General features: G+C 72.0%; 21 protein-coding genes and 1 pseudogene. 8 read left to right on the top strand and 14 right to left on the bottom strand.

Annotated features, from left to right (window positions below):
• Nucleotides 1–29 precede the first annotated feature (29 nt).
• A complete protein-coding gene (gene coaA / locus V3T34_RS08255; RefSeq protein ID WP_058617119.1) occupies nt 30–1,010 on the top strand; it encodes a type I pantothenate kinase in 981 nt (326 codons plus the stop codon).
• 160 nt (nt 1,011–1,170) lie between these two features.
• Here the strand turns inward: coaA and thpR are convergent, their stop codons facing one another.
• Both thpR and V3T34_RS08245 read right to left on the bottom strand, forming a co-directional pair.
• The gene (gene thpR, locus V3T34_RS08250) at nt 1,171–1,770 is read right to left on the bottom strand and encodes an RNA 2',3'-cyclic phosphodiesterase (protein WP_305076618.1); all 600 of its coding nucleotides are present in this window, start codon (nt 1,768–1,770) and stop codon (nt 1,171–1,173) included.
• Between the two features lie 5 nt (nt 1,771–1,775).
• Nucleotides 1,776–2,375, bottom strand: coding sequence for an arylesterase (locus tag V3T34_RS08245; RefSeq protein WP_305076681.1), 600 nt, complete (start codon nt 2,373–2,375; stop codon nt 1,776–1,778).
• Nucleotides 2,376–2,545: 170 nt separating this feature from the next.
• Between V3T34_RS08245 and V3T34_RS08240 the strand changes: the two genes are divergently transcribed.
• The 4 genes from V3T34_RS08240 to V3T34_RS08225 all read left to right on the top strand — a co-directional run bounded on the left by V3T34_RS08240 (nt 2,546) and on the right by V3T34_RS08225 (nt 7,903).
• On the top strand, nt 2,546–3,241 hold the full coding sequence (locus tag V3T34_RS08240) for an ABC transporter ATP-binding protein (protein ID WP_305076617.1): 696 nt from the start codon (nt 2,546–2,548) through the stop codon (nt 3,239–3,241).
• Between the two features lie 8 nt (nt 3,242–3,249).
• The gene (locus V3T34_RS08235; protein WP_305076616.1) at nt 3,250–5,853 is read left to right on the top strand and encodes an ABC transporter permease; all 2,604 of its coding nucleotides are present in this window, start codon (nt 3,250–3,252) and stop codon (nt 5,851–5,853) included.
• A gap of 234 nt (nt 5,854–6,087) precedes the next feature.
• Nucleotides 6,088–6,891 carry a Bax inhibitor-1/YccA family protein gene (locus V3T34_RS08230; RefSeq protein ID WP_060850137.1) on the top strand — a complete coding sequence of 268 codons (804 nt, stop codon included), beginning with the start codon at nt 6,088–6,090 and terminating at the stop codon, nt 6,889–6,891.
• A gap of 136 nt (nt 6,892–7,027) precedes the next feature.
• Nucleotides 7,028–7,903 carry a bifunctional helix-turn-helix transcriptional regulator/GNAT family N-acetyltransferase gene (locus V3T34_RS08225; RefSeq protein WP_305076615.1) on the top strand — a complete coding sequence of 292 codons (876 nt, stop codon included), beginning with the start codon at nt 7,028–7,030 and terminating at the stop codon, nt 7,901–7,903.
• A gap of 269 nt (nt 7,904–8,172) precedes the next feature.
• Here the strand turns inward: V3T34_RS08225 and V3T34_RS08220 are convergent, their stop codons facing one another.
• Entirely contained in the window at nt 8,173–8,379 is a 207-nt protein-coding gene (locus tag V3T34_RS08220) for a hypothetical protein (RefSeq protein WP_060850139.1), read from the bottom strand.
• Between the two features lie 119 nt (nt 8,380–8,498).
• Entirely contained in the window at nt 8,499–9,032 is a 534-nt protein-coding gene (locus V3T34_RS08215; RefSeq protein WP_060850140.1) for a TetR/AcrR family transcriptional regulator, read from the bottom strand.
• Nucleotides 9,033–9,106: 74 nt separating this feature from the next.
• On the opposite strand from V3T34_RS08215, the gene V3T34_RS08210 reads away from it, so the two are divergent.
• Together V3T34_RS08210 and V3T34_RS08205 are read left to right on the top strand one after the other, a co-directional pair.
• Nucleotides 9,107–10,255, top strand: coding sequence for an efflux RND transporter periplasmic adaptor subunit (locus V3T34_RS08210; RefSeq protein WP_305076614.1), 1,149 nt, complete (start codon nt 9,107–9,109; stop codon nt 10,253–10,255).
• A gap of 30 nt (nt 10,256–10,285) precedes the next feature.
• Nucleotides 10,286–13,429, top strand: coding sequence for a multidrug efflux RND transporter permease subunit (locus V3T34_RS08205; RefSeq protein WP_305076613.1), 3,144 nt, complete (start codon nt 10,286–10,288; stop codon nt 13,427–13,429).
• An 11-nt stretch (nt 13,430–13,440) separates the two neighbouring features.
• On the opposite strand, the gene V3T34_RS08200 is transcribed toward V3T34_RS08205, so the two are convergent.
• The 7 genes from V3T34_RS08200 to V3T34_RS08170 all read right to left on the bottom strand — a co-directional run bounded on the left by V3T34_RS08200 (nt 13,441) and on the right by V3T34_RS08170 (nt 21,098).
• A complete protein-coding gene (locus V3T34_RS08200; protein ID WP_305076612.1) occupies nt 13,441–14,124 on the bottom strand; it encodes an SDR family NAD(P)-dependent oxidoreductase in 684 nt (227 codons plus the stop codon).
• Nucleotides 14,117–15,316, bottom strand: a complete 1,200-nt coding sequence (locus V3T34_RS08195; protein WP_305076611.1) for a sialidase family protein — start codon at nt 15,314–15,316, stop codon at nt 14,117–14,119. The genes V3T34_RS08200 and V3T34_RS08195 overlap by 8 nt, the downstream gene beginning before the upstream one ends.
• Nucleotides 15,317–15,332: 16 nt before the next feature.
• The gene (locus V3T34_RS08190) at nt 15,333–16,757 is read right to left on the bottom strand and encodes a sodium:solute symporter family protein (protein WP_305076610.1); all 1,425 of its coding nucleotides are present in this window, start codon (nt 16,755–16,757) and stop codon (nt 15,333–15,335) included.
• Between the two features lie 156 nt (nt 16,758–16,913).
• Nucleotides 16,914–17,831, bottom strand: coding sequence for a dihydrodipicolinate synthase family protein (locus V3T34_RS08185; RefSeq protein WP_305076609.1), 918 nt, complete (start codon nt 17,829–17,831; stop codon nt 16,914–16,916).
• 14 nt (nt 17,832–17,845) lie between these two features.
• Entirely contained in the window at nt 17,846–18,973 is a 1,128-nt protein-coding gene (locus V3T34_RS08180) for an iron-containing alcohol dehydrogenase (RefSeq protein WP_060850145.1), read from the bottom strand.
• On the bottom strand, nt 18,970–20,010 hold the full coding sequence (gene pdxA / locus V3T34_RS08175; RefSeq protein WP_305076608.1) for a 4-hydroxythreonine-4-phosphate dehydrogenase PdxA: 1,041 nt from the start codon (nt 20,008–20,010) through the stop codon (nt 18,970–18,972). Before pdxA ends, V3T34_RS08180 begins: the two co-directional genes overlap by 4 nt.
• Nucleotides 20,007–21,098, bottom strand: a complete 1,092-nt coding sequence (locus V3T34_RS08170; protein WP_305076680.1) for a four-carbon acid sugar kinase family protein — start codon at nt 21,096–21,098, stop codon at nt 20,007–20,009. The genes pdxA and V3T34_RS08170 overlap by 4 nt, the downstream gene beginning before the upstream one ends.
• Before the next feature lie 517 nt (nt 21,099–21,615).
• On the opposite strand from V3T34_RS08170, the pseudogene V3T34_RS08165 reads away from it, so the two are divergent.
• Nucleotides 21,616–22,098: pseudogene (locus V3T34_RS08165) on the top strand (glyoxalase superfamily protein); the annotation flags it as partial.
• A gap of 122 nt (nt 22,099–22,220) precedes the next feature.
• Here V3T34_RS08165 and V3T34_RS08160 read toward each other — a convergent pair.
• The 3 genes from V3T34_RS08160 to V3T34_RS08150 all read right to left on the bottom strand — a co-directional run bounded on the left by V3T34_RS08160 (nt 22,221) and on the right by V3T34_RS08150 (nt 24,519).
• Nucleotides 22,221–22,967 (bottom strand): FadR/GntR family transcriptional regulator, encoded by a 747-nt coding sequence (locus tag V3T34_RS08160; protein WP_091887358.1) that lies wholly within the window; start codon nt 22,965–22,967, stop codon nt 22,221–22,223.
• 122 nt (nt 22,968–23,089) lie between these two features.
• Nucleotides 23,090–23,668, bottom strand: coding sequence for an amino acid synthesis family protein (locus V3T34_RS08155; RefSeq protein ID WP_305076607.1), 579 nt, complete (start codon nt 23,666–23,668; stop codon nt 23,090–23,092).
• Nucleotides 23,665–24,519, bottom strand: coding sequence for a UPF0280 family protein (locus V3T34_RS08150; RefSeq protein WP_305076606.1), 855 nt, complete (start codon nt 24,517–24,519; stop codon nt 23,665–23,667). The genes V3T34_RS08155 and V3T34_RS08150 overlap by 4 nt, the downstream gene beginning before the upstream one ends.
• Between the last annotated feature and the right edge of the window lie 2 nt (nt 24,520–24,521).

Below are 24,521 nucleotides of genomic sequence, written 5' to 3'. Positions count from 1 at the left end.
ATCGGCTCGGGCCCGGCCCGGCCCCGACGCTGGGCGCGGCGCAGCTCGCCGCGAGCCTCGACGAGGCGACCGACCACCTCTCGCCCTACCGGGTCTTCTCGCGCGAGGAATGGGCGCATCTGCGCGCCGACACGCCGCTCACCCTCACGGCCGAGGATGTGATGCGGCTGCAATCGCTCAACGACCCGATCTCGCTCGAAGAGGTCATCGCCATCTACCTGCCGCTGTCGCGGCTGCTCTCGCTCTACGTCGCGGCGACGCAGGGGCTGTTCAAGGCGACCCAGCGCTTTCTCCTCGCCGAGCGCGAGGTGAAGGTGCCCTACATCATCGGGGTCGCTGGCTCGGTCGCGGTCGGCAAGTCGACCACGGCCCGGGTGCTCAAGGCGCTGCTCGCCCGCTGGCCCAACACCCCGAAGGTCGACCTGGTCACCACCGACGGTTTCCTGTTTCCGAATGCCGAGCTGAACCGCCTCGGCCTGATGGAGCGAAAAGGCTTTCCCGAGAGCTACGACACCCCGACGCTGCTGCGCTTCCTCGCCGACATCAAGGCCGGCAAGCGCCACGTCGCGGCGCCGCTCTACTCCCACCTCGTCTACGACGTGGTGCCGGGGGAAACGACGGTCGTCGACCGGCCCGACATCCTGATCGTCGAGGGGCTGAACGTGCTCCAGCCGGCGCGCCTGCCGCGGGACGGCACCGCGATTCCCTTCGTGTCGGACTTTTTCGACTTCTCGGTCTATCTCGACGCGCACGAGGACGACCTGCACCGCTGGTACGTCAACCGCTTCCTGCGCCTGCGCCACACCGCCTTCCGCGATCCGCTCTCCTACTTCCGGAAATACGCGGAGATCAGCGAGGAGGAGGCCCTCAACACCGCCGACGGGCTGTGGAACCGCATCAACCTCCTGAACCTGCGCGACAACATCGTGCCGACGCGCCAGCGCGCCAGCCTGATCCTCGCCAAGGGCGCGAGCCATCGGATCGAGAGCGTGGCGTTGCGCCGGCTGTAGGGATGCCGCTTGCGTCGTCCGGTCAAGGAAGCGCCCACGCCGAGTTCGAGACTTGGAGGTCGATGGCGTGGGCGCATGCCGATGAGCGAGGCAGTCCGCCCACTTTATGGGATCGGGGTGGCGCCGCCATCACCCGTTTGGGGGGAGGCCCGATCCAGGCCTACTGGTCCAAGTCTCGTTGGTCCAAGTCTCGTTGGTCCAAGTCTCGCTGGTCCACGTCGTCGTCCAGCGGATAGGCCGCCTCGACCACGTAGGGCCCGCCGCCGACCGAATCCCGCGCCGAGTAGAGCGCCACCCGCCGGGCCGTGAAGGTCAGCCGCGGAAACACCGGCTGCATCGCGAGGTATTGCGCCACCCCGTCCGGGCCGGCGCCGCGCTTGAGCCGCGCCAGCGTCACGTGCGGCGTGAAGCGCCGGGTGTCCGGTGCGGCGCCGAGCTGGCGCAGGATGCGCTCGTGCTCGGCTTGCAGCTCCGAGAGATCGGGATCGGGCACCACCCGGGCGAAGAGCGCGTGCGGCCGCTCGCCGCCGAAGCTCGCGAGCCCGTCGAGGGCGAGCGTCAGGGGAGGGCGGGGCCTGGCCTCGGCCAGGGCCGCGGCGATCTCCTCGGCCATGCCGCCGTCGACGTCGCCGATGAACCGCAGGGTGACGTGGTAGTCCGACGGCTCGACCCAGCGGGCGCCGGGCAGGCCGCCCCGGAAGGCCCCGAGCATCAGGCCGGTCTCGGGCGGGACCTCGATTCCGGTGAACAGGCGCGGCATGGCGGCTACGCTCCCTTGCGCAGGCGCGTCAGAAACTCTTCCACGCTCGGCAGGATGCCGGAGACGATCCGCGCCACCCCGGCCTTGGTCGGGTGCAGGCCGTCGGGCAAGTTGAGGCTGCGGTCGCCCGCGATGCCGTCGAGGAAGAACGGGTAGAGGAGCAGGCCGTAGCGCGCGGCGAGCCTCGGGTAGATCGCGTCGAAGCGCTTGCCGTAATCGGGCCCGAGATTCGGCGCCGCCCGCATCCCGGCGAGCAGGACCGGGATACCCCGGGCCTTGAGCCCGGCGACGATCGCGTCGAGGGCCTTCTCGGTCACCGCCGGGTCGGTGCCGCGCAGCATGTCGTTGGCGCCGAGTTCCAGGATCACCCCGTCGGTTCCGTCCGGCACCGACCACGCCGCCCGGTCGAGCCCGCCGGTCGCGGTGTCGCCCGAGACGCCCGCATTGGCGATCGTCACGGCATGGCCGCGCGCCTTCAGGGCGGCTTCGAGCTGTGCCGGGAAGGCGGCGTCGGCCGGCAGGCCGTAGCCCGCGGTCAGGCTGTCGCCGAGCGCGACGAGGGTGAGCGGGCGCTCGGCGGCGCCGAGCGGCATGGTCAGGGTCATCAGCAGCGACACGATCAGAAATGCGAGTGCCGCGCGGCGGCCATCATGGCGGACCAGGGTTGCACGGCCCATATCGGGCCGGCGGGCCGCCTGTCTTGCGTTGGTCCGTCCCACTCGTCACCTCCGGCCGCGACCGATCCGGTCGCCGCGTACAGATCGGCTCTTCGCGCATGACCGACAAGGCCACCGGACCGGCGATCGCGCTCCACGGCGTCGATCTCAGCCTCGGCCGCGGCGCCGCCCGGGTCCACATCCTCAAGGGGATCTCGCTCGACGTCGCCCCGGGCGAGGCGGTCGGCCTCGTCGGGCCGTCTGGCTCGGGCAAGTCGACCTTGCTGATGACCATGGCCGGGCTGGAGCGGCCGGATTCGGGACGGGTGGTGGTGGAGGGCACCGACCTTGCCGGGCTCGACGAGGACGCGCTGGCACGCTTTCGCGGCCGGCGCATCGGCATCGTCTTCCAGTCCTTCCACCTCGTGCCGACCATGACCGCGCTCGAGAACGTCGCGCTGCCGCTCGAGCTCGCCGACGCGCCCGACGCCCATGCCCGGGCGGCGCGGGAGCTGGAGGCGGTCGGCCTCGGGCACCGGCTGCACCATTACCCGGCCCAGCTCTCCGGCGGCGAGCAGCAGCGCGTCGCCATCGCCCGCGCGATCGCGCCGGAGCCCGCGATCCTGGTCGCGGACGAGCCCACCGGCAACCTCGACGAGGCGACCGGCGCGCAGATCGTCGACCTGCTCTTCGCTCTCAAGCGCGACCGCGGCGCGACCCTGGTGCTGGTCACCCACGATCCCGGCCTCGCCCGGCTCTGCGACCGCACGGTGCGGCTGCGCTCGGGCCTGATCGACACCGCGGTGAGCGCGTAGGGACCCCCATGCACGGCAGCCTTCCCACGCTCCCCGGCGGTCGTCCTTCCGGCCCTCCTGCCGGGGCCGGTCATTCGTCGCCCCTGCCCCTGACCCTGCGCCTCGCCTTGCGCGAGCTGCGCGGGGGGCTGCGCGGCTTCACGGTGCTGCTCGCCTGCATCGCCATCGGGGTCGCCACCATCGCGGGCGTCGCCTCGCTGTCGCGCTCGCTTTCCGACGGGCTCGCCCGCGAGGGCCGGAAGATCCTCGGCGGCGACGTGACCTTCGGGCTGATCCACCGGGAGGCGAGCCCGCAGGAAAAAGCCTTCCTCGACGCGCACGGCCGCGTCTCGGTGGTGGGCTTCACGCGCGCGATGGCCTCGGCCGGGGACAAGGGCGCGGCGCTGGTCGAGCTGAAGGCGGTCGGGCCCGATTATCCGGCGGTGGGCGATCTCGTCACCGAGCCGCCGCTGCCGGCCTCCGCGATCTTCGCTCAGGCGGACGGCGCCTACGGCGCCGCCGCCGATCCGGCGCTCCTCGCCCGCCTCGACCTCAAGCTCGGCGACCGCCTCACCGTCGGCGGGGCCGAGATCGTGCTGCGCACGGTGCTGACGAGCGAGCCCGACAAGATCGCGGGCGGCATCGGCTTCGGGCCGCGTCTGATGGTCTCGCTCGACGCGCTCAAGGCCTCGGGCCTCGTCCAGCCCGGCAGCCTCAACCGCTTCGTCTACCGGGTGATGCTGCCGCAGGGCGACGACGCGGCGGTCGAGCGGCTGATGGCCGAGGCGCGCCAAGCCCTGCCGGAGGCCGGCTGGGAGGTCCGCTCGCGGCTCAACGCCGACCCGCGGTTCGCCCGCAGCATCGAGCGCTTCACCCAGTTCCTGACGCTGGTCGGCCTCACCGCGCTCCTCGTCGGCGGTGTCGGCGTCGCCAACGCGGTGCGGGCCTTCGTCGAGCGCAAGCGCGCCTCGATCGCGACACTGAAGAGCCTCGGCGCTCCGGGAAGCCGGGTGGTCGGCATCTACCTGACGCAGGTGATGCTGATTGCCGGAATCGGCATCCTGGGCGGCCTCGTCGTCGGCGCCGTGCTGCCCTTCGCCCTCGACGCCGCCTTCGGGTCGCTGCTGCCGCTGCCGCTCAACCCGACGCTGGTCCCGGGGGAACTCGTGGTCGCGGCCCTCTACGGGGTGCTGACGGCGCTCGCCTTCGCGATCGGGCCGCTCGGGCGCGCCCACGACGTCGCGGTGTCCGGGTTGTTTCGCGATACCGTCGATCCCGACCGGCGCCGGCCGCGGCCGCGCTACCTCGCGATCCTGGCGCTGGCGCTGGCCGGCCTCGTCGCGCTGGCGCTCGCCACCGCCTACGACCGGTGGGTGGCGCTGATCTTCATCGCGGCGGCCGGGCTCGCCTTCGGGCTGCTCCGCCTCGTCGCCGTCGGGCTGATGGCGCTCGCCCGCCGCCTGCCGCGCCCGCGCCGGGCCGCGCCGCGTCTGGCGCTCGCCAACCTCCACCGGCCCGGTGCGCTCACCCCCTCGATCGTGCTCTCCCTCGGCCTCGGCATCACGCTCCTCGTCGCGCTCAGCCTGATCGACGCCAACATCACCCGGACGCTGACCCGCTCGCTGCCCGCCAAGGCGCCGAGCCTGTTCTTCCTCGACATCCCGGGCCGCGAGGCGGAAGCCTTCGACCAGTTCCTCGGCCGTGCGGCGCCGCGGGCCAAGATCGAGCGGGTGCCGATGATGCGCGGGCGGATCACGGCGCTGAACGGCGTGCCGGCGGGCCGGATCAAGGCCGGCGAGGATGCCGCCTGGGTGCTCGACGGCGATCGCGGCATCACCTACGCGGAGGACCTGCCGGACGGCTCGGCGATCACCTCCGGGACGTGGTGGAAGGGCGAGGCGGCCGGCAAGCCCCTCGTCTCCTTCGACGAGCAGCTCGCCCGCAGCCTGAACCTCAAGGTCGGCGACACCGTCACGGTCAACGTGCTCGGGCGCAGCCTCACCGTCCCGATCGCCAACCTGCGCCACGTCGAGTGGCGCAACCTCGGCATCAACTTCGTGATGGTGTTCTCGCCCGGTACATTCCGGGGGGCGCCGCACAGCGACCTCGCGACGCTGACCCTGCCGGAGGGGCCCGACGCCGCCCTGGAGGCCCGGATCCTGCGCGACGCCGCCAAGGAATTTCCCTCGGTGAGCAGCGTGCGGGTGAAGGACGCCCTCGATGCGGTCAACGACCTCGTCGGCAAGCTCGTCTTCGCGATCCGCGGCGCCAGCGCGGTGGCGGTGGCCACCAGCCTGTTCGTGCTCGCCGGCGCCCTCGCCGCCGGCCATCGGGCCCGGCTCTACGACGCGGTGGTGCTGAAGACGCTGGGCGCCACGCGGGGGCGGCTGCTCGCCGCCTACGCGATGGAGTACGGTGCGCTCGGCCTCGCCACCGCACTGTTCGGGCTCGCCGCCGGCACGCTCGCCGGCTGGGTGATCCTGACTAAGGTGATGCGGCTCGACTTCGCCCTCGACCTGTCGGGTGCGGTCGTGGCGGCCGGCCTCGCGGTCGCCGCCGCCATCGTGCTCGGGCTTGCCGGCACCTGGCGCATCCTCGGGCAGAAGCCGGCCCAGTACCTACGAAATCTTTAGGGTTTTTAATCCATCCGCCGCCCTGCGGCGGATGGACGTTGCGTTTTGGCGGGCCTCGCCCGGTCAAGGTCGGCTCACGCCCTTGTGCACCCCGCGGGCGCGCCACATATTCCGGTCAAGGCGCTCGGCCCCGCGAGGGACCGGATGCCGGCACGACGCAACCAGCGTCCGAGGGTCGCGTGAGAGCCTCGCACCGCATTCATCCACGCTAGAGAGCTTCCGAAGGAAACTCCCATGGCATTCGAGAACAGCCCGTTCCGGCAGGGCAACGCGACTGGCTACGGCGGCCCGACCGGCTACGCCCAGGGCCAGGTGCAGGTCGATCAGGGCCTGCGCGCGTTCATGCTCGGCGTCTACAACAACATGATCATCGGCCTGGGCATCTCCGGGCTGGTGGCGGTCGGCATCAACAAGCTCGCGGTGGCGACCTCGTCGGCGGACGCGGTGGCGCGGATCGGCTCGATCCCGCTGACCAGCTTCGGCCGCACGCTCTACGCCACCCCGCTGATGTGGGTGATCGCGCTCGCGCCGCTCGCCTTCATCTTCCTGTTCTCGTTCCGCATGGAGCGGATGTCGGCGGCGACAGCCCGCACCACCTTCTTCGCCTTCGCGGCGGTGATGGGTGCGTCGCTCTCCACGCTGCTCATCCGCTACACCGGGGCGAGCGTCGTCCAGGTCTTCTTCATCACCGCGGCGGCCTTCGGCGGCCTGAGCCTCTACGGCTACACGACGACCCGCAGCCTCTCGGGCATCGGTTCGTTCCTGGTGATGGGCCTGATCGGCCTGGTGATCGCCAGCCTGGTCAACATCTTCCTGGCCTCGAGCGCGCTGCAGTTCGCGATCTCGGTCATCGGCGTCCTGATCTTCGCCGGCCTGACCGCGTACGACACGCAGAAGCTCAAGGAGATGTACCTCTACGGCAACTTCGACGGCGAGGCCGCCGCCAAGGTGTCGGTGTTTGGTGCCCTGACCCTGTACCTGGACTTCATCAACATGTTCCAGTTCCTGCTCTCGCTGATGGGCAACCGGAACAACTGAGCCGCGATTCCCGGGGGCGCCGACGCCCCCGGACGGACCCGACGAGAAGCCCCGGCCCGCAAAGCGGCCGGGGCTTTTTTCGTGGGACACCCGCACATCCATTGACGCCGAAAAACCTCTGACTTACGTCAGAGAAATGCCGATCGATCCCACCAGCCGTATCCGCCGCTTCAACCGGGCCGTGACCGCCGAGGTCGGGGCTCTCGACACCTCGTTCCTCGGTCGCGGCCGGCCGCTCGGCGCCGCCCGGGTGCTGAACGCCATCGGGCACGGACGCGGCGAGGTCGGGCTCCTGCGGGACTATCTCGGGCTGGATTCCGGCCTGCTGAGCCGGTTCCTGCGCGGCCTGGAGGAGGAGGGTCTGGTCGTCACGCTGCCCCACCCGGGCGATGCGCGGCGCCGGGTCGCGGCCCTGACCGAGGCCGGACGGCGGGAGTTTTCCGCCTACGAGGCCCTGTCGAACGACCGGGCGGCGGAGCTGCTCGCCCGCTTCCCGAAGGGCGAGGAGCTCTTGCGTGCCATGGACCTCGTCGCGACGGCACTCGGCCGCGACCGGATCGCGATCGAGGAGACCGATCCGCGCGGGGAGACGGCCCTGCATTGCCTGACCGCCTACTACGCCGAGCTCGGACGCCGCCTCTCGACCGGCTTCGACGTCTCGCTCTCCCGCGACCCGGAGGCCGCCGACATGATGCGCCCGCGCGGCGTCTTCCTGGTCGCGGTCTCGGACGGGCTGCCGATCGGCTGCGTCGGGCTCAAGGGCAAGGGCGGCGAGATGGCGGAGATCAAGCGGCTCTGGGTCTGCCCCTCCGCCCGCGGCCTCGGCCTCGCCCGCCGGCTGATGGAGGCCGCCGAGAGCGCGGCGCGGACCCTCGGGATCACCACCCTGCGGCTCGATTCCAACAGCGCGCTCACCGAAGCGTTGGCGCTCTACCGCCGCACCGGCTGGGTCGAGATCGACCGCTTCAACGACGATCCCTACCCGGACTTCTTCTTCGAGAAGCGGCTGTGACGGGCATCGTCGCTTCCCCCACCGGTTCCGCCACCCCGGAGGGTCGACCGGTCGAACCCGTTGCCGCCGGCTCGGACCGATCGGCAACCTTCCTTCCGCCGAGGCCGACGCACGCGATCGCCACGGTGTTCGCGATCGGGCCTCGGTTGCCCGAGAGACAAACGCGTCTGGGAAACGCGGGAGCGGTTCAGCCTCCCGGGATCGCTCCCCCTGGAAGCGGCGGTCACGGATCTTCCGGCCAGACGAGCATTCCGCCCGGGTGAGCGCCGTCAGAGAACGAGCCGCATCAGGACCGTGACCGCCACCGACGCCGCCACGGCGAGGCCGAGGGCGAGCGGGCTGTCGATGGTGCGGTAGCGCGAGATGTCCTCGACGAGCGCCGCGGCCCGGGGGGCGGTGAGCGGGGAAGCCTCGCGCCTCACCGGGTTCAGGGCGGGGTGTCCGGTCACGCTTGCGCTGGTCACGGCCGTCGTCATCGCGGTTCCTCCTCGTGGATCGCCGCCATGATGGCCGCGCCCGGGGAGGGGGCCTTGATCCAGCGCAAGCGCGCTCGCCCGCAACGGGCGTTTTCGCGCTCCGCTGGACGAAAGGGACTTCAGCGCAGCGTCAGGATGTCGGCGAACACCGCGTCCCAGGCCGCCCCGTCCATCGCCACGAGGCCGAGGCTGCGCAGGAAGAACGCGCCCTCTGCGGCGAAGAACGCGGTGCGGGCGCGGCGCTCGGCGTCGCAGGCGGGATCGAACTTGGCGATCCAGCCGGCGTACCAGTCGCGGACGCGCCGCAGGTGCTCGGGCGATTGCAGCAGCGTCACCAGCATGCCGACCATCCGGGTCTGGGCGACCTCGTCGATCCGGCCGGCCGCGGCGATGTAGTGGCGGGTCTGCTCCAGCGTGTCGGCCCCCGACGGCAGGCTCTGGGCGAGCTCGGCATCGAGCGCCGTCATCCAGCGCTCGACGATCGCCGCGATCAGGTCGTCCTTGGTGCCGAAGCAGTATTGCAGGCCGCCCTTGGTGATGCCCGAGGCCTTGGCGACCGCCTCGAAGGTCAGGGCCGCCGCGCCGTCGCGCAGCACGATCGCCTCGGCGGCCTCCAGCACCTTGTCCCGGTCGATCGTGCGCGGTCGCCCCATCCCGAACCCCCTTTTCAATCCGTACGTATGGATTTAAACGCGGACCTCGCTTCGTGCAACCGACCGGAGGTCAGATGCCGTCCCCGCGCCGAAACTCCCGGCATCTGCCGCTCGCCGCCCTGGTCTGCCTTTGCGCGGCCGCCTGCAAGCCCGCCTCCGAGGATCGGTCGGCGGCCGCGGCGCCGGCGCCGGACGTCGCGGTGGCGCGGGCCGAGGCGGCGACCGTGCCGCGCCTCGTCGATCTGCCGGGGCGCCTCGTCCCGACCCGCGTCGCCGAGGTCCGGGCCCAGGTCGCCGGCATCATCCAGGAGCGGGCCTTCGCGGAGGGCAGCCTCGTGCGCAAGGGCGACGTGCTGTTTCGCATCGACCCCTCGGTCTACCGCGCCGAGGTCGACGCGAAGGCCGCCGCCCTCGCCCGCGCCGAGGCGACCCGGATTCAGGCGCTGCGGCAATCGGAGCGCACCGAGACGCTGGTGGAGAGGCAGGCTGCCAGCACCGCGCAGGCCGACATCGCCACCGCGACCCTCCGCCAGGCCGAGGCCGACGTGGCGAGCGCCCGGGCCCTGCTAGCCCGCGCCCGGATCGATCTCGACTTCGCCACCGTGCGCGCGCCGATCGACGGCCGCATCGGCCGGGCCCTCGTCACCGAGGGCGCCCTCGTCAGCCAGGGCGAGGCGACGAAGCTGGCGCTGATCCAGCAGGTCGACCCGATCTTCGCCGACTTCAACGCCGCGGCCTCCGAGGCCGGCCTGCTCGCCGAGCGTGCGGCCGGACGGGACAGCCCGGCGGTGCGGCTGGTGATGCCCGACGGGTCGCTCCACGGCGATGCCGGGCGGCTGCTGTTCACCGACGTGAGCGTCGATCCCGGCACCGGGCAGGTCTCCCTGCGGGCGACCTTCCCGAACCCGGCCGTCGCGCTCCTGCCGGGCACCTATGTCCGGGTTCGCCTGGCGCAGGGGATGGCGGCCGGCGCCGTCGTGGTGCCGCCCCAGGCGATCCAGCGCTCGAGCGCCGGCGTGCCCCAGGTCTACGTCGTCGGCCCCGACCGGACGGCCGCCCTGCGGCCGGTGCGGGTGGGCGCGCTCACCGATTCCGGCTGGATCGTCGAGGACGGCCTGCGGCCGGCCGAGACCGTCGTGGTCGAGGGCTTCCAGAAGATCCAGCCCGGCCTGGCGGTGAACCCGCTGCCCTGGCCGGGCGTGCGCACCGCCGCGAAGCCCTGACGACACGATCCCACGGGACGAGGACCGGCCATGACCCGCTTCTTCATCACGCGCCCGATCTTCGCCTGGGCGATCTCGATCTTCATCATGCTGGTGGGCGCGATCGCGATCGCCTTCCTGCCGGTGTCGCAATACCCGGACGTCGCCCCGGTCACGATCCAGGTGACGGCGACCTATCCGGGCGCCCCGCCCGAGCGGCTCTACGACGGCGTCACCCGGATCATCGAGGAGGAGCTGAACGGCATCCCGGGGCTGATGTACTTCGAATCGACCAGCGACACCTCGGGCCAGGCCCAGATCATGGCCTCCTTCGCGCCGGGCTCGGACCCGGCGAAGGCGACCGTGGCGGTGCAGAACCGGATCAAGCGGGTCGAGGCGCGGCTGCCCCGCGCCGTGACCCAGCAGGGCGTGATCGTCGAGGAAGCGAGCACCAGCTTCCTGCAATTCGTCGTGGTGACCTCCCGCGACGGCGGCCTGAGCGAGAGCGATCTCGGCGACCTCGCCGCGCGCCGCCTGCTGGGCGAGCTGCGCCGTGTGCCGGGGGTCGGGCGCGCCACCCTGTTCTCGTCCGAGAAGGCCCTGCGGATCTGGATCGATCCGGCAAAGCTCGTCGGCTTCAACCTGACGCCCGGCGATGTGACGGCCGCGGTGGGGGCGCAGAACGCCCAGGTCGCCTCCGGCCTCGTCGGCGCCCAGCCGGCCCGGGACGACCAGCGCATCGCCGCGAGCGTGCTGGTGAAGGGCCAGCTCACCGGCGTCGCCGAGTTCGAGGAGATCGTGCTGCGGGCCAACCCGGACGGCTCGCTGGTGCGTCTGCGCGACGTCGCCGAGGTGAGCCTCGGCGCCCAGTCCTACGCGATGCAGACCCGTCAGGACGGCCGCCCGGCCGCCGGCATCGGCATCCAGCTCGCGCCCGGCGGCAACGCGCTCGCCGCCGCCACCGGCGTCAAGGCGAAGATCGCCCAGCTGCAACGGACGTTGCCGGCGAACGTCAGCGTCACCGTGCCCTACGACACCACGCCCTTCGTCGAGGTCTCGATCAAGAAGGTGCTGATGACGCTCGCCGAGGCGATGGCGCTCGTCTTCGCGGTGATGTTCCTGTTCCTCCAGAACATCCGCTACACGATCATCCCGACGATCGTGGTGCCGGTGGCGCTCGCCGGCACCTGCGGCGCGCTGCTCGTGGCCGGCTTCTCGATCAACGTGCTGACGATGTTCGGCATGGTGCTGGCGATCGGCATCCTGGTCGACGACGCGATCGTGGTGGTGGAGAACGTCGAGCGGATCATGGCCGAGGAGGGCCTGCCCCCGAAGGAGGCCACCGCCAAGGCGATGGGCCAGATCACCGGGGCGATCGTCGGCATCACCTCGGTGCTGGTGGCGGTGTTCGTGCCGCTCGCGTTCTTCCCCGGGTCGGTCGGGGTGATCTACCGGCAATTCGCGGTCAGCATGGCGACCTCGATCGCGTTCTCGGCCTTCCTGGCGCTCTCGCTGACGCCGGCGCTCTGCGCCACGCTCCTCAAGCCCGTCGCCCCCGGCCACGGCCACGGCCACGCGGGCACCGGCTTCTTCGGCTGGTTCAACCGCCGCTTCCGGGCCGGCACGCTCGCCTACCGGGCCGGGGTCGCCGGGATGCTGCGCCGGCCCGTGCGCGCGCTTCTCGTCTACGCCGCCCTGGTGGCGGCCCTGGGCTGGGGCTACGCCCGGATGCCGTCGAGCTTCCTGCCGGTCGAGGACCAGGGCTACGTCATCGTCGACGCCCAGACACCGCCGGAAGCGGCCACTGCCCGCACCCGCGACGTGGTCGAGCGGATCGAGGCGCATTTCGCCGCCGAGCCGGCGGTGGCGGGCCGCACCACGCTGCTCGGCTTCGGCTTCTCGGGCCAGGGCCAGAACGCCGCCATCGCCTTCGTCACGCTCAAGGACTGGGCCGAGCGCGGCCCGGGCGACGGCGCCGAGGCGGTGAGCGCGCGGGCGAACGCCGTGCTGGGCGGCCTGCCCGACGCCATCGCCATGTCGCTCTCGCCCCCGGCGATCGAGGCGCTGGGCAATTCGAGCGGCTTCTCGTTCCGCCTCCAGGACAAGGCGCAGCAGGGCTACGCGGCGCTCGCCGCCGCCCGCGACCAGCTCCTCGCCGCGGCGAGCCGGAGCCCGGTCCTGGCCGGTATCTACGTCGAGGGCCTGCCGACGGCGCCGCAGATCGAGCTCGTCCTCGACCGGCAGAAAGCCAGCGCCCTCGGCGTGACCTTCGCGGACGTCAACGACGCGCTCTCGACGAGCCTCGGCTCGGCCTACGTCAACGACTTCCCCAACCAGTCCCGGATGCAGCGGGTGATCGTGCAGGCCGAGGCCGCCGCCCGGATGAAGGCGGAGGATCTGCTCGACCTCTTCGTGCGCAACGCCGCCGGCCAGATGGTGCCGCTGCGCTCCTTCGCCCGGGTCTCCTGGACGATGGGGCCGTCGCAGGTCGTCGGCTTCAACGGCTATCCGAGCATCAAGATCTCCGGCAGCGCCGCGCCGGGCTTCGCCAGCGGCGACGCGATGGTGGAGATGGAGCGGCTGGCCGCCCAGCTGCCCCCCGGCTTCGACTACGCCTGGACCGGGCAGTCGCTGCAGGAGAAGCTGTCGGGCTCGCAGGCCGTCTACCTCCTGGCGCTGGCGCTGTTCTACGTCTTCCTGTGCCTGGCGGCGCTCTACGAGAGCTGGTCGATCCCGCTCGCCGTCCTGCTCGTGGTGCCGACCGGCGTGGCCGGGGCGGTCTTCGCCATGCTGGCCCGGGACATGCCGAACGACGTCTACTTCAAGGTCGGGCTGATCACGGTGATCGGCCTCACCGCCAAGAACGCGATCCTGATCATCGAGGTGGCCAAGGACCTGGTGGCGCAGGGCCGGCCGGTGCGCGAGGCGGCGCTCGAGGCCTGCGGCTTGCGCTTCCGGCCGATCGTGATGACCTCCTTCGCCTTCATCCTCGGCGTCGTGCCGCTGGCGGTCGCCACGGGGGCCAGCATGAACAGCCAGCGGGCGATCGGCACCGGCGTGCTCGGCGGGATGATCACCGCCACGGTGCTGGCGGTGTTCGCGACCCCGCTCTTCTACGTGCTGATCGCCTCCGGCCTGCGCCGCCGCCGGACCGCGGCGGCCCCCGCCGGCCCGGTCCGCGCCGAGGTCCGGTGAGCGGCCTCCCGCTACAGCGAGCTGCCGCCGCAGACCACCAGCTGCTGGCCGGTCGTTGCGGCGGCCTCCGGCGACAGGAAGTAGGCGACGGCGGCCGCGACCTCGTCCGGCCGGATGAAGCGGCCGAGCGGCGGCAGCTTCGGCGCGACGGCGCCCCGCGACGGGTCGGTCAGCATCGGGGTCTCGGTCGCCGCCGGGGCGACGACGTTGACGGTGATCCCCCGGGGCATCTGCTCGGCGGCCCAGGAGCGGGCGAGCCCGACGAGGGCCGCCTTCGAGGCGGCGTAGGCGCCGCGCCCCGCCGCGCCCGCGGCGGTGCGGCTGCCGACGAGCACGACCCGTCCCCCCGGCGCCATGCGCGGGACGAGGAGGTCGGCCAGACGGCTCGCCGCCTCGACGTGGAGCCGCCACATCGCGGCGCCGTCCTCCGGCGCCAGTTCGCCGAGGCGGCCGACCCGCAGCAGGCCGGCGGCGTGGACGAGGGCGTCGACCCGCATCGCGCCGATCGCCGGCGCGATGGCGTCGAGGTCCGAGAGGTCGAGGGCGAGGGGGCGGTAGCGCGGATGCACGGGCCCGCCCGCGCTCCGGCTCACGCCGGTGACCTGCCAGCCCTGGTCGAGCAGGCGGGCGACGATCGCCGCGCCGATCCCCGAGCTCGCCCCGGTGACGAGGGCGTGGCGCACCGCCTCACTCACCGGCCGCCACCCAGGCCTCGCTCACCCGCACGTGCTTGATCGCCTGGCGGTGATACGTGAACGCGATGTGGATCGCCCCGTCCGGCGTCTGGGTGACGGACGGATACGACAATTCCCGGTTCGAGCGGTCGCGGGAGTTGTTGGTCATGCAGTAGCCGTCGCCGGTCTCGACGTCGCGCCGCTGCGGCCAGGTGCGGCCGCCGTCGGGCGAGATCGCGAGGGTCAGCGGGGCCCGCGGGGTGCCCCAGAACGCCGTGCGCTTGTTCGGGTCGACCGGAGCCGGGGCGGCGTCGGTGGCGGGCTCCTCGTCCTCGATCTCGTCGTAGAGCGAGGCCCGGCGCTCCGTCGCGGCCTCGGCGTTGGTCGCGTTGAAGACCAGCGCGACGTGGCCGTTGGCGAGCACGGTGGCCTGGATCGACGAGTTGTTGTTCGGCAGTTCCGTCGGCATCGGGGCCGACCAGGTCTCGCCGTTGTCGGTCGAGCGGCTCTCGTAGATCGAATCGGCCCAGCGGCTGCGGTAGAGCGCGAGCAGCGTGCCGTCCTTGAGGGCGAGCACGTTCATGTGCACCGCGCCGGTGCTGTCGGGCACAGCCACCTCGCGCCAGGTCTTGCCCCCGTCCGAGGAGATCATCACCGCGCTGGTATCGTCGTCGCCGACCCATTTGGCGCCCGGCACGCTCGGGCAGTGGAAGATCGGCAGGAGCCAGGTGCCGTTGCCCAGCACCGCCGGCGGCTGGCGCACGAAGGTGCCGCAGCCCGGCCGCTGCGCGAACAGGGTCTCGATCGGGCCCCAGGTCGTGCCGTGATCGTGCGAGATCCGCCGGCGCACCAGGGCGGTGTCCTGGTTGCCCGAGACCTGCGCGGTCCAGATCAGCCACAGGTCGCCGGTCGGTGCGTTGAACAGGATCGGGTTCTGCTCCGAGCGGGCGGGATCGTCGGAGAGCTTCTGCGCCGCGCTCCAGGTGTCGCTGCCGGCGGGCAGGCGCGCCCCGTAGACCGAGATGTCGGCCATGCCCTCCTGCGTGCCGCCGAACCAGACGCAGGCGAGGTCGCCGTTTCGCAACGGCATGATGTTGGCGGCGTGGTTCTGGACGCAGGGGCTCGGGATGAAGGCCTCGCGGCGGTCGGGATCGCCGGCGACCGGCCGGACCTCGCCGCTGCGGTCCATCGGCGTCTGGACGGTGTCGAGCATCGGTGTCTCTCCGGGGTCAGGCGGTGGTGGCGGGGCGGACGGGCTCGGGCTGCTCCTTGGCCGCCTCCTTGTCGCCCCAGCGGAAGACGCGTTCGATGCCCATCACGACGAGTGGCGCGAGCGCGGCGATGTACATGTTGTCGACGCCGTAGGGGTTGCCGAGCGCGTACCAGACCGTGGTGGCGAGCGCCGCGCCGAGGAGCCCGAGCGTCGCGCCGCGGTTCGAGCCGAACCAGGGCAGGTAGAAGCCGACCATCGCGACGATCGAGATCGACAGGCGAAGCGCGCGGGTGAAGAACGACAGCTTCAGGATCTCCGGGATGAAGAACACGAAGACCAGCGGCACCACGGCGATGACGAGCGAGAACACGCGGGTCATGCGCAGCTCCCGGGCCGCGTCCGGCTTCCAGTACGGCACGTAGAAGTCGCGCACGACGAGCGACGCGATGGCGAGCGCCACGGTGCTGACGCTGACGAAGATCGAGGCGACGAGCGAGGTGGTGACGACGCCCGCGAGCAGCGGGTGCATGGTCTTCAGGAAGATCGGCAGCGCGTAGAGGCTGTTCATGCTCGGATAGAGCGTCTTGGCGGCCAGCCCGATCAGCGCCAGCACGATGCCGAGCGGCAGGCAGAACGCCGCCGCGTAGAGGGCCGAGGCCCGGGCCGCCGAGGCGCTCTTCGTCGAGGAGATCGCCTGGACGATGAACTGGGTCGAGAAGATCGCCCCGACCGTGCCGAAGGTCCAGGCGAAGATGGTGGCGGCGCCGATCTTGCCGTCCCAGCTGAAGTATTCGGGTGGAAGCGCCGCCTGCATCGGGGCGATGCCGCCGGTGGCCGAGAGCGCGACCCACAGGATGATGCCTATCCCTGCAACCTTGATGGCGCTGTGCAGGATCGTCACCCAGGCGATGCCCTTCAGCCCGCCGAACACGTAGTAGAACGTGCTCACCGCCGCGATGATGCACATCGCGGTCGGGATGTTGACCCGGAGCGCCGTCGAGATCGCGGCCGCGCCGCTGACGTAGTTGCCGACGTTCACGAGTAGCAGCGCGTAGATCATGATGACCGAGACGGTCATCATGGTCGACTTGCCGTATTTCTGCGCGATCGCGGCCGAGATGGTGTACTCGCCCGAATCGTAGATCCGGCGGACGATCAGGAGCCCGAACAGCAGGAAGCCGATCGAGGCGCCGAGCACCGACCAGGCGGCGGCGATGCCCGAGTTGAACGCCTCCTGCGCGGTGCCGACCGTCGACTTGGCGCCGACGAATTCCGACATCAGCAGCACGCCGACGACGAGCGCCGGCATCGAGCGCGACGCGGTCATGAACTGGGCGTTGGTGCGGCTGCGCAGCTTCAGGGTCAGCCAGCCGGTGAACAGGATGTAGGCGACCACCATGACCGCGATGGTCAGGCTCTCGCCCTCGGTGAATTCATGCATGGGCGTGTCCTCGGGTAGTGTATTAGTAATTAACGACTTGATGACCCATCCCTTTCCCGGACGAAAGCAGCGTCAGCGGAAGGAGATCCGGGAAAGGGGCCGTAATGGAGGTGAGAAACCTGACCGGCATCTTGGCGCGCCGTTTCCGGGCCGATCTCAGGAGGCCCGGGCCAGCCCCCCGGTCGTCCCCAGCAGCGCGGCGCGCTCGGCCTCGGAAAGCGGCATTAGCGGCGGGCGCAGGCGGTGCCAGCCGGCATCGCCGGTGCGCTCCGCCGTCATCGCCTTGAGCGAGGCCATCTGGGCGAAGCGCGAGGCGCGCTCGCGGGTGGCGACCACCCGGGCTTGCGCCGCCGCGACCGCGTCGGCCTTGGCCGGATCGGCGTGGTGGTCGAAGACGAAGCGCAGGTCGCGGGCGCAGAGGTTGGTGGTGGCGGTGATCGCGCCGGCGCCGCCGACCTTCAGGAGCGGCAGCATCAGCGGGTCGGCCCCGGCCAGCACCGAGAAGCCCGGGAAGCGCTCGATCAGCGCCGTCATGTGGGCGAGGTCGCCGGACGAATCCTTGATGCCGGTGACGATGCCGGGAAAGCGCTCGCGCAGGGCCGCGATGACCCCGTGCGGGATCGCCACGCCGGACATCTGCGGGATGTGGTAGAGCACCACCCGCAGACGATCGTCGCCGACGCCCTCGATGATCCGCGAATAGGCCGCGACCAGGCCGTCCTCGGAGATGCCCTTGTAGTAGAACGGTGGCAGCAGCACGACCGTGGCGACGCCGACCGACAGCGCGTGGCGGGTGAGCGCCACGCTCTCGGGGATCGCCGCGACGCCGGTGCCGGGCATCAGCTGATCGGGCGCGACGCCGCCGGCGAGCGCGGCCTCGAGCAGGCGCATCCGCTCGTCGGACGAGAACGAGTTCGCCTCGCCGGTGGTGCCGAGCAGCGCGACGCCGGTGCAGCCCTCGTCGACCAGGTAGCGGCAATGGGCGGCGAAGGCCGAATAATTCGGGTTGAGATCGGAATCGAGGGGCGTGAGGGCGGCGCAGAAGACGCCGCGCGGGAAGACGGGATCGGTCATGGGATCGGCGCTCCTCAGCCGGCGGCGTGGTAGAGGGCGAGGATCTGCTCTTGGCTGATCTCGCGCGGGTTGTTGTCGAGGAGCCGGCGGATGGCGTGGGCCTCCGCCGCCATGGCGGGCAGATCGCCGGCAGGCACCCCGTGGGCCGACAGGCGCATGGCGATGCCGAGATCGGCGCACCAGCGCGTCGTCGCCTCCACCACTGCCGCCTCGTCGTCGCTCTCCGGCAGGCCGAGGGCCGCCATCACCTGGCGGGTCTTTTCCGGCACCGCCGGCGCGTTGAAGGCCAGCGTGTGCGGGAAGATCACCGCGCAGGCGAGCCCGTGCGGGATGTGGTGGCGGGTGCCGAGCGGATAGGCGACGGCGTGGCCCGCCGTGGTGTTGACCGGCCCGAGGCAGAACCCGCCGTAGAGCGAGGCGAGCGCCAGCCCGGCCCGGGCCTCGCGGTCGCCCCCGTCGCGTACCGCGCGGGGCAGGAAGCGGCCGACGAGGCGGATGCCCTCGAGCGCATAGAGGTCGATCAGCGGGTGGGCCTTCCTGCTGGTGAAGGCCTCGACGCAATGCGCCATGGCGTCGACGCCGGTGGCGGCGGTGACCGCGGCCGGCACCGTCATGGTGAGGTCGGGATCGATGACCGCGGCGTCGGCCAGCATGAAGCGGCTCTGCACCGCGAGCTTGTTCTGCGTCGCCGGATCGGTGACCAGTGCCCGGGTGCCGCCCTCGCTGCCGGTGCCGGCGGTGGTGGGCACCTGGATCAGGCCGATGCGGCGGCCCCGCACCTTCTCGGGGCCGACGACCTCGTGCAGGGTCTGGCCGCTGCCCGGCAGCACCGCCACGAGCTTGGCGAGATCCATGGCGCTCCCGCCGCCGAAGCCGACGACGAGGTCCGGGTTGATCTCCTCGGCGAGCGCCAGCGCCCGCTCCAGGTTCGGGATGTCGGGCTCGGGCTTCACCTCGCCGAACACCCGCACCTCGCCGGGCAGGTCGAGAAGGTCGACCCGGGTGGCGTTGAAGGCGTCGGCGACGACTAGGATGGTGCGGGCGCCCATCGCGCGGGCGCGGCGGCCGACCTCCGCGACGGTGCCGGAGCCGAAGGCGATGTCCGGGCGGACGATCTCGATGGGGGTGGAGAGAGGGTTCACGCGGCGTTCCTCTGGGTGATCGCGCCGTTGGCGGCGAGGCGCTCGGCGTATTCGATGGCCTCGATCAGGCTGCGCTCGTTGGCGATGCCGCGCCCGGCGATGTCGAAGGCGGTGCCGTGATCGACCGAGGTGCGGATGATCGGCAGGCCGAGCGTGATGTTGACGCCCGACAGGTCGACCCAGCGGCCGGTCTCGGGGTCGACCTCGAAGCCGAGCAGCTTGACCGGGATGTGCCCCTGGTCGTGGTACATCGCGACCACCGCGTCGTACTGGCCGGCCCGGAGCTTGACGAACACCGTGTCGCCCGGGACCGGGCCGACGATGTCGAGGCCGTCGGCCACCTTGCCGGCGATCACCGGCGCGCTGACGTCGATGTCCTCGCGGCCGAACAGGCCGCCCTCGCCGGCATGCGGGTTGAGCGCCGCGATGGCGATGCGGGGCTTCTCCAGCCCGATCCCCTTCAGCGCCGCATGGGTGAGGTCGATGACGAGGCGCAGCCGCTCGGGCGTCAGGCGCTTGGGCACGTCCTGGAGCGCGACGTGGGTGGTGACGTGGCTCACCCGCATGTTGCCGTGGGCGAGCATCATCACCGAGCCACGCACGCCGGTGAGGTCGGCCAGCATCTCAGTGTGGCCGGCGTAATGGTAGCCGGCGAGGTTCAGCGCCTCCTTGTTGAGCGGCGCCGTCACGATGCCGCCGATCGTGCCGGCGAGCGCGAGATGCACCGCCCGCTCGATCGCCTTGAAGGCGAAGCGGCCGCCATCGGCGCTGAGCCGGCCCGGCTCGATCGGCGCCCCTTCCGCGTCGGCCTGGAGGCAGCAGAGCGCCGGCCACTCGCCGTCGCCGGAGACCTCCGGGATCTCGACGCCGAGGCCGAGCGCGGTCTCCGCCCGCTTGAGCGCCGGGTTGCTGCCGATGACGACGAGCTTCAGATCGCCGGAGGCCAGGCGGTCGCGCAGCTTGTGCGCGGCCTTGACGATGATCTCGGGGCCGATCCCGGCGGGATCGCCCATGGTGATGGCGAGGTGACGGGTCACGCGACGGTCCTTTCGTGAATGAAGCCGTTCTCGCGCAGCAGGTCGCGCCAGACGGCGGGCGTGCCGAACGCCCCGGATTTCGAGATGATGGCGGTACCGTCCCACAGGCCGCCCCGCATCCGCGAGCGCGGCAGGCCCGGGGCGACCTGGCCGGTGACGACCAGGGCCTCGGTCCGCAGCGCGAGGCAGAGCGCCTTCAGCGTCTCGCCCCCGGCGACGATCAGGGTGCCGGGCGGCGGCAGGGCGCGGGCGAGGCACCCGAAGGCGGCGGCGATGCGGGAGGCGGCCTCGTCCCGGGCGGTACCCGGGGCGAGCGCGAGGCTGACGAGGGCGACGCCTCCCGCGCCGAGCCGGTCGGCGACGGCGCCGGCATGGTCGCCGTCCGCGCCCAGGACCAGCCGGTGCTCTGGGCAGGCCGCGAGCTGGCCCTCGGTCTCCGGCCGGTCCGAGCCGAACAGACCGAGGACCGGGCCGTGCAGGCCTCCGCCGGCGGGCGCGGGCGTGGAGCGCGCGAGCGCCCCGGCGAGACCGCCGCTGCCGCACCACAGGACCGGCGCGCCTTTCCCGAGCGCGGCGATCCGGTCGAGATCGTCCTCCTGCGCCGCGTCGTAGACGGCGACGCCCTCGACGAGCCCGTCCGCGACCACGGCGCGGCGGGCCGGCACGCCGACCGCCCGCAGGGCCTCGGCGATGTCGCCCGAGACCGCCTCCCACCCCTCGCCCCGGCGGGCGAGCTGGCGGCCGTCCAGGGTACGGCGGCCCTGGTAGGGGAAGGCCGGGGCCACGATCGCGTGACGCCATCCGCCGAGGCAGGCGGCGAGCTCCGCCGCCCAGGGCCCGCGCAGCAGGCTGTCGAGCTTCTTGAAGGCGAGGTCGGCGCCTGCCAGCATCGGGGCCGCTCCGGCGGCGATCCGGGCTGCCGCGGCCGCGTCGCGCTCGCGAGTGCCGGTGTCGAGGGCGAGGCTGCCGCTCGAGGGGAGGGCGGCGCCGACCCATGCGACCTCCACCGGCCCGACGAGCCCGGTGAAGCCTGCCGCCGTGTCGAGGGTGCCGGTGAGGTCGTCGGCGAGGAGACGCAGGATCGGCATCGGGCTCATGCGCGGCCGACCGCCCCTGACAACCTGACAACATCGGCGAGCACCCCGATCGAGCCGGGCCGCACCAAAAGGCGGGCGGCGCCGACGTGGCGACCGAACCGATCGACGGCCGAGGACGATCGGGCGTCACCTGGAAGCAGGACGTGAGCGCGTCCAGCCGGGGCGATGAGCCGATCCGCCAAGCCGCCAGCCTCCTGCATGCCCGTCCCTCCCGTTCGGCGCCCAGACAGGCACTCGATTTGTTGTAAACTTGTAATGCGGTACGGGAGTCGGGGTGGGGTTGTCAAGCGGGACTCCCGCGGCGGGTCGCGAGCGCTCCCGATTGCCACGGCGGCGCGGCCCTGGCAGATTCGGCGGCGGCAGGTGCCGCCAGCCGTTCGCGTCCCTCGGGGATACGGTGAAGGCACCACGTTCGGATTCTCTCCGGCAGTCCTTCTCGGGACGCTCAGCCCGGCGACGGATCGGCAATGCGAGCCCCGATGACCCGTCGCCGGCGCAGGAGACGGCCATGCCGACAGGCGACCCACCGACCCGCGACCAAGCGAAGACGATGGCCAGGCGACTGCGATCCGCCCTGGCGAGCCGCCGGATCGACCTCTCGCACGCCGACAGCCTCGAACTCGTCGCGGCTTCTCTCGGCCTGCGCGACTGGAAACCCGCCGCGGGCCTCCTCGACGACGACCGGCCGGACCGCATCGCCTTCCATCGGACGAGTCCGATCCTGCGCATCTTCGACGTGGCGAAGGCCCGGGAGTTCTACCGCGATTTCCTGGGCTTCGCGGTGACGCTCGAGCACCGTCACGAGCCCGGCCCGCCCCTGTACATGGCCGTCGCGCGGGCCGGCCTGGAACTCCATCTCAGCGAGCATCACGGCGATGCCAGCCCCGGCTCGACGGCGTTCGTCCGGATGACGGGATTACGGGATTTCCACGCGGAACTGATCGCGAAGAACGACGGCTACGGCCGGCCCGGGCTCGAGCGCCTGCCCTGGGGCGACCAGATGGAGGTGCACGACCCGTTCGGGAACCGGATCCGGATCTGCCAGCAGCACGGACAGGCGACAGGATGGCGGCCGCGGCAGTGCCCTCGGCGGCCCGGCCGCGCCTGCTCCGCCTACAGCGACAGGTCGAGCATCCGCCCCTCGAACAGCCGGTCGCGCGAGGAGCAGATGTGGCGGTGCATCCGGTCGCGGGCGGTCTCGGAATCGCCGTCGCGGATTGCCGCGAAGATGGCGCGGTGCTCGTCGAGCACGCCCTGCAGGCCGGAATTGGGGCCGAGCAGCGCGAGGCCGTGGATCTTCATGCCGACCGCGATGTGGGATTGCAGCGCCTGGAGCGAGGCGCCGTAATAGTGGTTGTTCGAGGCCTCGGCGATGGCGAGGTGAAAGGCGAAATCGGCGTCGTCGCGGTGCTGCTGCTGGCGCGTCGCGGTGTTCATCAGGTCGAGGGCGGCGAGGATGCGCTCCAGCGCCGGACCGTTGCGGCGCAAGGCGGCGTAGCGGGCCGCCTCCGGCTCGATGGTGAGGCGGAACTCGTAGCAGCGCTGGATGTCGGCGATGCTCTCGACGGGGGCGTAGCCCAGAGCCGGGGCCCGGCCCTGGCTGCGCACGAAGCTGCCCGCGCCCTGGCGCGAGACGATGACGTTCTCCTGCCGCAGCCGCTCGAGCGCGGCGCGGACCACCGGGCGCGAGACCTTGTAGCGGGCCGCCAGCTCGTTCTCGCTCGGCAGCTTCTGGTTCTCGCCGTAGGTGCCGCCGGCGATCTCGGACAGGATGCCGTGATAGACCCCCTCGGCGAGGCCCGACGCCCTCGCCTGGCCCTGCGGCTCGGCCCCGACGGCCTCCTGCACTGCCGATTCCATCGCGCCCGCGCCCTCCTCACCCGTTCCTGACAACCTGTATGCCGCCCTTCGCGGCGCGGGCGCAAGCTTGTTAAATGTTGTCAGGGGCGCGGAGGGCGCCGGGGGTCAGCGCTGCCCGTCCCTCAGCGCTGCCCGTCCCATTTTGTGATGGCCTCCTTGGCGAGCCCGCCGACCCGGGCATGCGGGCGCCCGCCGGTGGTCATGGCGAGCGCGAACAGGATCTCGTCGGCGCGCGGCCCGTCCGCCAAAGCCACGGTGACGCCGTCGAAGTGGGAACGGACATAGGCCGCGTCCTTGTGATGGATCGGCACGTCGAGGGACGCGCCCATGCCGCCGACCTTCGTCATCGACGGCACGATGGCGAGCGCCTGGCCGAGCAGCTCGCGCATCGCGTAGCCGCCGGGGACGTGCCAGAGCGCGCCGTGCTCGAGCTCGCCGGACGCGCCGACGAGCGAGCCCTTGCCGTAGGCCTCGATGCGAGCGGGATCGCCGCCGAGCGCGTCGAGGAGCTTGCGGGCGCACTCGACGCCGAGGGGCTTGAGCGCATCCATCATCGGGGTGATCTCGGCCTCGTAGCGGCCGGCGAAGGGGTTCCGCACCAGGCAGGCGACGGACCCTTTCAGGATCGGGGTGTCGAGGGCGGGGCCGCCGTCGTGGCGGACCTCCTCGACGGTGACGACGATCTTGCGGACCTCGATCATGGGCGGATCTCCCTCGGTTCTTCGAGAAGCACGGACTGGCCCTGCAGCATCAGGGCGGCGGAACGGATCAGGCCGGCGGCGCGCATCGCCGCGGCGCGGGCCCGGCCGGCCTCGAGGGCGGCGGCGATCTCGTCCGGGGACAGGGCCGGCACCGCCACGGTGACGAGGCGGGGCCCGAGGTCGGAATCGGGGTCGAGGTCGCGGGCCGGCGCGCGCTCCACGCCCGGATGCCCGGGCAGGTCGACCGCGTTGGCGATCAGCGTCGCGGCGGCATCCGCCGTGGCGGCGTCGCGGGCGAGCACCGTCACCGAATCGGCGAGCCCGAGGGAGAAGGACCGGCCCTGCCGCCCCGAAGTGGCGATGCCGCCGATGCCATCCCGATGGCGCAGGATCACCCGCCCGTTCACCGCCGGCACCGGGCCGCGGGAAAAATCCGCCGCGACGCCGATCGCCAGGGTCTCGTCCTCGGTGAGGTGGAGCGCGATGTCGCCGCCGTCGTTGACGAAGGCCTTGTCGAGGGGCGCGGCCTCGCACATCGCCGCGAGGATCTCGTCGGCGACCGCGCCCGCCACCGCGGCCATCGGGGTGATGAAGCCTCTATGCGGCCGGCAGGCCGCGACCATCCGGCGGGCGATCGCGCCCTCGACCCGCGGCCGATCGCTCATGGACTTGCGCAATTCCGGCAACTCGCCGACGAGCTCGCCCAGCACCGTCGCGAAGCGATCGACGGCGGCGCGGTGCGCCTCGGCCACCGCAAAATCCGCCCCGAAGGCGCGCAGCACCAAGTCGATCGGGCCGTGCTGCAGATGCAGCCGGCCATCCGCCAGGAGCTGGTGTGCCGGGCCGTCCATCC

The sequence above is a fragment of the Methylobacterium ajmalii genome (assembly GCF_036448855.1).
GTDB classification, from domain to species: Bacteria; Pseudomonadota; Alphaproteobacteria; order Rhizobiales; family Beijerinckiaceae; genus Methylobacterium; species Methylobacterium ajmalii.
Note: the sequence above shows the minus strand (reverse complement) of the source record. Positions and strands in the feature narration are given on the sequence as shown.